Below are 238 nucleotides of genomic sequence, written 5' to 3'. Positions count from 1 at the left end.
CGGGGCTGGTCAGTGACTGGTGGCGGGGTGAGCCCCACTTTGGCAGTTCGAAGCCGACGCCGCCCTCCTCGCCACCGGTGACGGTGACGTTGGTCTGGTCGGGGTAGGCCGAGCAGGGGTCGATCCGGACCTGTTCGGCGACGGCGGGTGCGACGATGGTGGTGGTGATCGCCACGGCGCCGATCGGGACGCCGACAACCACCGCCAGTAGCGGGGCGAGCAGCCAGGCGAGGAGCTA

1 protein-coding gene is annotated in these 238 nt (G+C 70.6%); it reads right to left on the bottom strand.

All coding sequences use genetic code 11. From position 1 onward, the window contains the following. Nucleotides 1–202 (bottom strand): hypothetical protein (locus tag BN358_RS27865; RefSeq protein WP_232233299.1); only part of this gene is annotated, 202 nt, incomplete at its 3' end. Nucleotides 203–238: the final 36 nt, after the last annotated feature.

Origin of the sequence: Sedimentibacter sp. B4, from assembly GCF_000309315.1 — a bacterium.
Classification (GTDB): Bacteria; Bacillota; Clostridia; order Tissierellales; family Sedimentibacteraceae; genus Sedimentibacter; species Sedimentibacter saalensis.
This window is presented reverse-complemented; position numbering and strand designations above follow the sequence as displayed.